Annotated in this window: 10 protein-coding genes; 6 read left to right on the top strand and 4 right to left on the bottom strand. The window is 24.3% G+C overall.

Annotation, left to right across the window (positions count from 1 at the left end; translation table 11 throughout):
• From N3A58_07965 to tatA, 3 genes are all read right to left on the bottom strand, one after another.
• Positions 1 to 831: DUF362 domain-containing protein (locus N3A58_07965; protein MCX8059334.1), on the bottom strand; the 831-nt coding region annotated here is incomplete at its 3' end.
• A gap of 99 nt (positions 832 to 930) precedes the next feature.
• Positions 931 to 1,686, bottom strand: coding sequence for a twin-arginine translocase subunit TatC (gene tatC / locus N3A58_07970; GenBank protein ID MCX8059335.1), 756 nt, complete (start codon positions 1,684 to 1,686; stop codon positions 931 to 933).
• A 49-nt stretch (positions 1,687 to 1,735) separates the two neighbouring features.
• The gene (tatA, locus tag N3A58_07975) at positions 1,736 to 1,921 is read right to left on the bottom strand and encodes a twin-arginine translocase TatA/TatE family subunit (GenBank protein MCX8059336.1); all 186 of its coding nucleotides are present in this window, start codon (positions 1,919 to 1,921) and stop codon (positions 1,736 to 1,738) included.
• Between the two features lie 233 nt (positions 1,922 to 2,154).
• On the opposite strand from tatA, the gene N3A58_07980 reads away from it, so the two are divergent.
• The 6 genes from N3A58_07980 to alr all read left to right on the top strand — a co-directional run bounded on the left by N3A58_07980 (position 2,155) and on the right by alr (position 8,767).
• Positions 2,155 to 2,805 (top strand): biotin transporter BioY, encoded by a 651-nt coding sequence (locus N3A58_07980; GenBank protein MCX8059337.1) that lies wholly within the window; start codon positions 2,155 to 2,157, stop codon positions 2,803 to 2,805.
• Between the two features lie 114 nt (positions 2,806 to 2,919).
• Positions 2,920 to 4,248, top strand: a complete 1,329-nt coding sequence (locus N3A58_07985; protein MCX8059338.1) for a glutamate mutase L — start codon at positions 2,920 to 2,922, stop codon at positions 4,246 to 4,248.
• Between the two features lie 56 nt (positions 4,249 to 4,304).
• Positions 4,305 to 5,441, top strand: a complete 1,137-nt coding sequence (locus tag N3A58_07990; protein ID MCX8059339.1) for an alanine/ornithine racemase family PLP-dependent enzyme — start codon at positions 4,305 to 4,307, stop codon at positions 5,439 to 5,441.
• 249 nt (positions 5,442 to 5,690) lie between these two features.
• Positions 5,691 to 6,911 carry an L-threonylcarbamoyladenylate synthase gene (locus N3A58_07995; protein ID MCX8059340.1) on the top strand — a complete coding sequence of 407 codons (1,221 nt, stop codon included), beginning with the start codon at positions 5,691 to 5,693 and terminating at the stop codon, positions 6,909 to 6,911.
• 58 nt (positions 6,912 to 6,969) lie between these two features.
• On the top strand, positions 6,970 to 7,572 hold the full coding sequence (locus N3A58_08000; GenBank protein MCX8059341.1) for a YigZ family protein: 603 nt from the start codon (positions 6,970 to 6,972) through the stop codon (positions 7,570 to 7,572).
• A gap of 40 nt (positions 7,573 to 7,612) precedes the next feature.
• Entirely contained in the window at positions 7,613 to 8,767 is a 1,155-nt protein-coding gene (alr, locus tag N3A58_08005; GenBank protein ID MCX8059342.1) for an alanine racemase, read from the top strand.
• Between the two features lie 2 nt (positions 8,768 to 8,769).
• Here the strand turns inward: alr and N3A58_08010 are convergent, their stop codons facing one another.
• The gene (locus N3A58_08010; protein MCX8059343.1) at positions 8,770 to 9,558 is read right to left on the bottom strand and encodes a carbohydrate ABC transporter permease; all 789 of its coding nucleotides are present in this window, start codon (positions 9,556 to 9,558) and stop codon (positions 8,770 to 8,772) included.
• Positions 9,559 to 9,945: the final 387 nt, after the last annotated feature.

Below are 9,945 nucleotides of genomic sequence, written 5' to 3' on the forward strand. Positions count from 1 at the left end.
ATTTAAAAGTTTTGCACCAGCAGCATCAGCAGCAACAGGATCTGGAGAAATAATTAAAGTTTTCATAACTCTTACATCTTCCATTGATACACCTCTTGGTCCATGTCTTATTAGTGCTCTATAAGCATCAACTATAGTTAAATCTGGTTTTCTAAAAACAGCAAAATCAGCTATACATTGATGAAGATTTGTCCTGTGCCAGTAACCTCTATCCCAGACTATGCCCATATTGTTCTTTAGACCTATTGTAGCTTTAGTGCTTGAATGGGTTTTTAATATAGGAACATTTATAAATATATCAGCTTCAAGAAAAATTTCGTGAACATAAGCTTCTTTTAAAACTTGAGCTTTTGGTATTTTTATCAATTGATAATATTTTTGATTATTTGAAGGTATAACTGTGGCACCTGCTTTTTTTGCAGCTTCTTCTATTTGGCTTATTTTATAACAAAGTTCACTATTTTCAGCAGAATTGTCAAATATATATACCTTTTTTGCACCAGATTCAAAAGATCTTTTTACTAAATGGGCAACTAAAGCAGGATTTGTAGTTGCAGCTCTTTCAGGTGCTAAAGCAAATCCTATATTGGGTTTTATTAAAACAGTTGAATTTTTTCTTATATATTTATTTAATCCACCTAAATATTTAATTGCTTCATCGAACATCTGTTCAACTTCACCATTTTTAATCGCAACAAGGTCGTATGTTTTTTCTTCAGTTTCCTGACCTAATATTATATTCACACCTTTATCAAAATCCTTAATTATAGATCCAGTAATGAAACCAGCTAAATATTTAAAAGTTTTTTTAAAAAAATCTCTTCTATTCATTTTATTTTCCTATTTCTAATTTAATTTAATTATTATTTTATATATTATATTAATTTATAATTTTTTCAAAAATTTTTTTTATATAAAATTTTAAATTTTTTAATAATTGTTTTCAGTTTTATAATTTTTACTTTGTCTTCTTTTTATATTAAAGAAAATTGAATAAATAATAATAGACATTTCGTAGAGAAAATAGAGAGGGATAGCAATTAATAACATGGATAAAATATCTGGAGGTGAAAAAATAGCTGAAATAATTAAAATTATTAATAAAATATATTTTCTATTTTTTGTTAAAACTTTGATATCAATTATTTTCGATATGAGTAAAATTAAAATGATTAATGGTATTTGAAAGACTATTGAAGTAGCTAAAATAATGTTAAAAATAAAATCAAAGTAAGATGAAACATTAAACATATTTTGAAATGGATCGAAAGCTGAAAAGTTAATTAAAAAGCTTAAAGCATATGGAATTGCAATAAAGTATGAAAATAGTAATGATAAAATAAATACAATTAAACTAAAAACTGAAAATATCAAAAAAATAATTTTCTCTTTTTTATTTAATGCAGGAATTATAAATAAAATAAATTGCATAAAGAGAAAAGGAATACTAATTATTATTGATGAATAAAAAGAAATCTTTATATGAAGAAAAAACTTTTCATAAGGTTTGAAATAGAATAGATCTATTTTGTAATTAGTTAATGGCTTTTTAAAGATAGATAGAATTTTTTCAGTTTCAAAAAAACAAAATATAAATAATATTAATAAAATAATTAAATAAAATATTATTCTTCTTCTTAATTCTTCTAAATGATCCCAATATGTATAATCATTTTCTTTTTTCATTTTATTAAAATTTATTTTTCTTTTTTAATTAATTTATTTTTTATTTATCTTATTTTTGATTTTCATTGTTTTTATCTTCTTCTTCATATTTTTCTTCTTCAGTTTCATTTAACCCTTTTTTGAATTCTTTAATGCTTTTACCGATTGATCTTGCAATTTCTGGGATTCTATTTGCTCCAAAAATAAGTAAAGCAATAAATAGTATTATTAGGAGTTCACCCCAACCTATTCCCATAAAATTCCCCCTATTGTTTTTATAAAAATATTTTATAACAAAGTTATTTATATATCAATTTTAATTTTAACCTTGTATAAATGTTTTTCAATCTATTTTTTATATTTTAATTATAGGCACTGATATTTAAAATGGATAGACTATAAAATATTAATCTTGACAAATAAAAAAATCAATTTATATTTATTTAAACAGTCATTCAAAATAATAAAAATATTATTAAAGGAGATTTTATGAAAAAATCAAACTTTTCAAAGTCTTTATATAATTATTTTGAATTATTAAATTTTTATTTTAGTAAAATAGTTTCAATTTTTAAAACTTTATTAAAGAACAAATATGTTGCAAATACATTGAAAATTATAAGTGGTGTGTTAATAATAGCTTTAAGTGCTCAAATTAATATTCACCTTCCATTTTCTCCAGTTCCATTTACAATGCAAGTTTTCTCTATTATTTTAATATCAATGATTTATGGTTTTAAAGATTCAGTTTTGACAATATTTTTTTATCTATTTGCTGGTGTTATCAATATTCCAGTATTTGCAAATTGGTCATACGGTATTGCTAAAATATTTGGTCCTACAGGTGGCTATTTGATAGGTTTTTTTATTGCTGGTGGAACAATAAGCTATTTAATTGAGAAGGGAATGAGTAAAAACTTTTTATTTCAATTTTTAGCTGGTTTAATAGGAATAATGATTATATATATTTTTGGATTATCAAGATTATATTTTATGTTTGGTTTAGAAAAATCACTTAAAATAGGTTTTTATCCTTTTATTTTAGCTGATGTTGTAAAATTAATATTGGCAACTATTGTTTATAATAATTATAGAAGATTTGTAATTTTTAGAAGAATTAAAAATGAGATAAATAGTTAAGTTTTTCAATATCTTTACAGTATTTCTTCTTGATTTTTTTATTCTAATCAATTTTATTGAAAAAATATTTAATTCTATTAGATTTTTTTCAGAGATTTTTGGTAAGGAATTAAAATGAACATTGATCTAATTGTTATTGAAGTTGGATCTACAATTACTAAAGTTAATGCTTTTAATAAAATAGGTAGTGATAAACCCGTTCATATCGGGCAAGGTATTGATCTAACTACTGTAGATTCTGATGTAAATATCGGTGTTAATAAAGCTATAGAAAATTTAAAAAGTAACCTTGGATGTACCAAAATAGAGTGGGGAGAAATTTTAGCTAACTCATCTGCTGCTGGTGGTTTAAGGATGGTTGCTACTGGTCTTACTATGGAAATGACAGCAAGAGCTGCAAAAGAAGCTGCCCTTGGAGCTGGAGCAATTTTATATTATTTAACTGCAGGATCCTTATCATCAACTGACTTAAGAAAGATTGTAGAAGCAAAACCAAATATAATTCTTTTTGCAGGAGGTGTAGATTATGGTGAACAGGAGATTATTTTAGAAAATGCTAAAAAGTTAGCTTCATTAAATTTGAATATTCCTTTAATTTACGCTGGCAATAGAGTTTTAGAAGATGAGATTAGAGATATTTTTTCAAATACAAATTTTATTTTAGAAATAGTTCCAAATGTCTATCCTTCTATAGATGAATTTAATATAGAACCTACAAGAAAAAAGATTCAGGAAATATTTTCAAGGCATATTATTCATGCAAAAGGTATAGATAAACTTCAAGATTTGGTTAAAAAGGATATTATTCCAACACCTTATGCAGTGTTAAAGATTTGTGAAATATTATATGAGGAAATTGGTGATCTTGTCTGTTTTGATGTTGGAGGTGCTACAACAGATGTTCATTCTGTTACAGAAGGTTCAGAAAAATATAGAAGTCTTTTGATAGCTCCTGAACCTTTTTCTAAAAGAACAGTTGAAGGTGATTTGGGTGTTTATGTCAATGCAAGTAATGTTAATAAATTTTTACAGGAAGAGAACCAATCTCTTGATCTTCAATATTTAAAACCATTACCTGGAACTAATGAAGAATTTTATATTTCATACAAATTAACAGAAAAAGCAGTGAAAACATCTCTTGAAAGACATGCTGGTAAAATTATTGAAATATATACGGTTTCAGGTAAAAAATTATATATAAGTGGGAAAGATTTAACAGCTGTTAATTATATTATAGGAACGGGAGGAGCTTTAACAAGATTGAAAGGAAGCGTAAAAATTCTTGAAGATATAAGAATACCTGAAGTATATAAAAAATTATTCCCTCTTCAAAAAGCAAAAGTATTATTAGATAAAAAATATGTTTTTTCTTCTTGTGGATGCATTGGTATGTTTTATAAGGATGTTGCAAAAAAAATAGCTTTATCTTCTTTATTTGAATAATTATCTATTTTTTTTACTAAGATTTTTCAATTTTAAAAATATTTGTAGGAGTAATTATGGCAGCAATTCTAAAAATTAATTTAAATAAAATAGCTCACAATGTTTCTTTTATATCAAAAAAAATAAAAACATTTAATAATGGTAAAATATTTGGTGTAACAAAAGTTGTTTGCGGTGATCCAGAAGTTGCCAGAGTCTTTATGGAAAAAGGTTATGATGGAATTGGCGAATCAAGACTTGAAAATGTTATTAGAATAAAAGAATCAGAATTTTATAAAGATCTTCTTAAGCAAAATAAAAAAATTGAGTTTTTAAACTTAAGAATTCCTTCATTATCTGAACTTCCTGATGTTATCAATTTAACAGATTGTTCTTTAGTTTCCGAAGTCGAGACTATAAAAAGAATTGATGAAATTTGTGGAAAAATTAATAAAAAATACAATTTAATTGTTATGATAGATCTTGGTGATTTAAGAGAAGGTATTATCCCAAAAGAAGCTAAATCACTTGATAAAAAACTATGGGAAAATGAAGTTTATGATTTTTTTTCTAAAATAGTTGGTTTTAAAAATATTAATATTATTGGAATAGGAACAAATCTTGCGTGTTATGGTGGAGTTGCTCCTTCACATGAAAATATGAAACTTTTAGTAAGTTTAAAAAATTTTATTGAAGTAAATTTTAATATAAAATTAGATTACATTTCAGGTGCTAATTCTTCAGGTGTTCCATTTTTACTTGAAGGACATATGCCAAAAGAAATTAATCATTTTAGAATTGGTGAAACAGGTCTTTTAGGAGTAAATGTATTAAACAGAGAAAAAATTGATGGTATGGTTCAGGATGCTTTTGTTTTAAAAGCTGAAATAATAGAACTTAAAGATAAACCTTCTGTTCCAATCGGGAATAAGGGGCAGAATGCTTTTGGGGAAGTTGTTAATTTTGAAGATAAAGGGATCCAAAGAAGAGCTATTCTTTCTATTGGGAGACAGGATGTAGTACCTGATAATATTAAACCATTAGATGATTCTATTTATATTTTAGGTGCCTCTTCAGATCATTTAGAAATAGATATTACTAAGAAAAAAGATAAATATAAACTTGGTGATTTTATAGAATTTTTACCTGGTTACAGTGCTATACTAGCTTTATCAACATCAAAATATATTAAAAAAGAGTATATAAGAGAATAAAATATCTATATTATATATAGAACTAAATTTATTAATTTTATTTAATTAATTTAATTTTATTTAATTTTATTTTAATAATATAAATAACTTTATTTAATTTTATTAATTTAATTTAATTTATTTTTTATATTATTTTATTATTTTATGGATTCTATTATTGTCTATTTTTTATTAAATTATTTTATTTACTAAAATTTAATTTTTTTAGAGAATTAAAAAGTAAAATTTTATTAAAAAAAATAAAAAAAGATGAATAGTAATTTTATAAAAATAGAAAATTTAGAAAAGTTTACAGAAAAAGATTTAGAAAATATTAAAAAAGCATCTCAAGTAATTAAAAATGGTGGAATTGTAGCTTTCCCTACTGAAACTGTATATGGTTTAGGTGCATCTATTTATATTGAAGAAGCTATAAATAAAATTTATGAAGTTAAAAAAAGACCAAAGGATAATCCATTAATAGCTCATGTCTCTTCATTAGATATGGCTTTGCAATTAGTTTTTTTTGATAATGATTTCCAGAGAAGATTATTTGAATATTTGTCATCAAGATTTTGGCCTGGTCCCATAAGTTTTATTCTTAAAAAATCAGATAAAATAAAGGATTTTGCAACTTGTGGATTGGAGACAATATCAATTAGAATGCCAGATAATAAAATTGCTTTATCATTAATTGAATATTCTGGCTGTCCCATAGTTGCACCATCTGCTAATTTATCTGGTAAACCAAGTTGTACAAAAGCTGATGATGTATTAATTGATTTTGGAAATAATATAGATTTAATAATAGATGGAGGTATAGCTCCTATTGGAATTGAATCAACAGTATTAGATTTACATCTATTAAAAAATGATAATAAAATATTTGTTTTAAGACCTGGATATATTACTCTTGAAGATATTAAAAAAGAAATTAGAAATTTTATAAAAAAAGAAAAGAAATTAGGTAATATAATTAGTATTGAAGTCTTATATAGTAATTCAATTCTAAATTTAAATTATAAAAGTAAAAGTGAAACAAAAGTCTTATCTCCTGGGGTTAAATATAAACATTATAAACCAGATTCTTTAGTTATTTTGGTTAAAAAAAGAAAAATTTTTAATTACATACAAATTAAAAATAAAATAACAAAAATAATTGAAAACTTCAAAGGAAAAAAAGAAACATCTAACAATAAAAATGGAATAAGAATAATAAAAATTTGGATTTTATTTATTAACAGAACATTTAAAGAAAGTATTTTCAAAATTGTTGAGGATATTAATTTTAGAAATGAAAAAAAATTTTTATTAAAATATGAATTTATTCATTTTAATAATGAATATGAACTTGCAAAAGATTATTATTCATTAGCTAGAGAGGGTGATAAAAATAACATCGATATATTAATTGTTGAAGGGTTAGATAAAAATGGATTTAAATTTTCATTGATGAATAGATTATCAAAATCATCTGACATTATGATTTAATTAAGAATATAGAAATATTAAATTATTTTTAATAAAAAATATTTAATTAGTTTATTATATGAAGATATTTAAAAAAGACAATTTAGAAAGTTATTTAGAAGTTTATGGTTCAAGATTTATTTGTAATATTAAAAATATTAAAAGCAAGGAAGAATTTTTTCAGTTTTATGATGAAATAAAGAAAAAGTATCCAAAGGCTACTCATTATGTGCCTGTATATAGAATCTTGGAAAAGGGTAATATTATTTATTATTTTTCGGATGATAAAGAGCCTAAGAAAACTGCTGGTTTTCCTATATTTAATATAATAGAAAAAAATGATATTATTAATATAGGAGTTTGTGTAGTAAGATATTTTGGAGGAATAAAACTTGGAACAGGAGGACTCCAAAAAGCTTATTCAAAGGTATTTTTAGATATTTTAAATAGAGAAGAGTTAATAGATTATAAAAAAATTTTGAATATTATATTAGAAGTTTCTGTCTCTAATTATGATAAAATTATTGATCATCTAAATAAAGATTTCCTTAAAGTAAAAGATAGGATTTTTGAGAGTAATAATTCAAATTTTATATTAAAAATTGAGATTGAAGAAGATAAAAAAGATATTATCTTAAATTTGTCTAAGAAATTTAATTTAGTTTATAAAATAACAGATTGAACTTTTTTTATAATAATTTTAATTTGAAGGAGAAGCTATTATGCAAAATATTACAAATACTTCTTTATTTGGAAATAATAGTTTATCTGGGTTTAGAAGAACTCATGCCTTAATTGATCTTAATGCTATAAAACATAATATTATTGGAATTAAAGAAAAAGTAGGTAACAGAATGATTTGTCCAGCAGTTAAAGCTGATGGTTATGGCCATGGAGCAGTTGAAATTTCAAGATTTCTTGAAAGAGAGAATCTTGCAGATTATTTTGGAGTTGCAACAGTTTTGGAAGGAATAGAACTTAGAGATGCTGGAATTAAAAAGCCAATTTTATTACTCGGTTTGATTATGCCTGACGAAGTTTACGATGCTGTTAAATATAATCTAACTATTACTGTTGCTTATAAACAAAAGCTTGAGGAAATTTTGCATGCTTGTCATATACTGAAAAAAAAGGCAAAAATTCACATAAAAGTTGATACAGGTATGGGTAGAATAGGTTGTAAACCTGAAGAAGTTTTAGAAATAGCATCCACTATTAAAAACTATCCTGATTTGTTAATATTAGAAGGACTTTTTACACATTTCCCAGAATCTGATTCAAAAAATAAGGAATTTTCATATTATCAAATAAAACTTTTTAATGAAATAATTGAAAACTTAAAAAAGAACAATATAGAAATTCCAATAAAACACATGGCAAATTCAGGAGCTATTTTAGATTTACCAGAGAGTTATTTTGATATGGTAAGACCAGGGGTTATGACTTATGGTTACTACCCATCAGATGAAACAACAGAATCTATTAAAATAAAACCTTCTATGAGCTTAAAATCACAAATAATATTCATAAAAAGAGTAAAAAAGGGAACAACTATCTCTTATGGAAGAACTTACACAGTAAGCAAAGATTCTTTTATAGCAACAGTACCAGCAGGTTATGCTGATGGAATAAATAGACTTCTTTCTAACAATCATTCAGTAATAATTAATGAAAAAAAGTATCCTATTGCTGGAAGAGTTTGTATGGATCAATTTTGTGTTGATCTAGGTGATGATTTTTATGGCATAGGAACTGATGTTTTTATTTTTGATACAAAACACTTTACAGCCTCAGATATGGCTAGAAAATTAAAAACTATTCCTTATGAAGTTACTTGTTGGGTAAGTAAAAGAGTAAAAAGGTATTATTTATTATAATTTTAGCCTTTTTCTGCTCCTAAAGTTAAACCTTCAATAAAATATTTCTGAAAGAACAAGAATATAATGACCGGTGGCATAGCAGCTATTAAAGACCCCGCAGCTGTTAAATTATAATAAGTTATAAATTCTCCTTGCATATTTGCTAAAACTAAAGTAATAGGTTTTAATATATCTGATCTTATTAAAACTAAAGCCCAAAGCATATCATTCCATATCCATGTGAACTCAAGAACAGAAAGAGCGGCAATTGCAGGTAATGATAAAGGTAAAACAATTTTATAATATATCATGAACTCACTTGCACCATCGATTCTCATAGATTCAATTAAACTGAAAGGAATATGTTTCATAAAATTTCTAAGAAAAAAAGAGCAAAACCCAATTTGAAAAGCTATATGAAATAGAATCAAACCAAGCCATGTGTTTTTTACCCCTAATATTGATGATAATCTTTCAACTGGTATCATTAGCATTTGAAAAGGTAACAGCATTCCAGCAATAAAAATAATTAAAATTATTCTATTAAGTTTGAATTTATAAAAAGCTAAAGCAAAACCAGCTAAACTTGAAAGGAAAAGAGCGCCAGCTACTGAGGGGATAGTTATAAGAAAAGTGTTCAGCATAGCTCTTTTCATTCCTGCAGAGTTCCAAACTTTTAAGAAATTATCAAAAATTACTTTTTTTGGAGGAGCCCACATCTTAGTTCCACCCATTATTTCATCTAAAGTTTTTAATGATGTGAAACAAGCTATTATTAAAGGTGATAGCCAGAAAAGTACAATAATCAATGAAAAAAAGTAAAAAAATATAGCAACGAGAAATTTTTTTGCTTTTTGTATAATAAGCCTTACTCATATTTACTCCAGAATAAATTAAACTCTTTCATTTAAAAATAAATTTTTTATTATTTTTCTAATTATTTATATTGAATGCTTATTTATTAATATTTATTCATAGCTTATTTATTTCCTAATATTTGTTTTTTTATTCAATAGAACTTAATCATTTTTTTTATTATATTTATTTTTTTAAATTTAAAATTTCTTATTTTTCTTCACTTTTCAAAGTATTATTTATGTAAATTAATATAAACAATAAGGTAATTAAAAACTGTATTACACTTATAGCTGATCCAAAACCAAAATTAGAGTAACCAAAAGAATTTGTGTACATAT

This window comes from Spirochaetota bacterium (assembly GCA_026415295.1).
Lineage (GTDB): Bacteria > Spirochaetota > JAAYUW01 > JAAYUW01 > JAOAHJ01 > JAOAHJ01.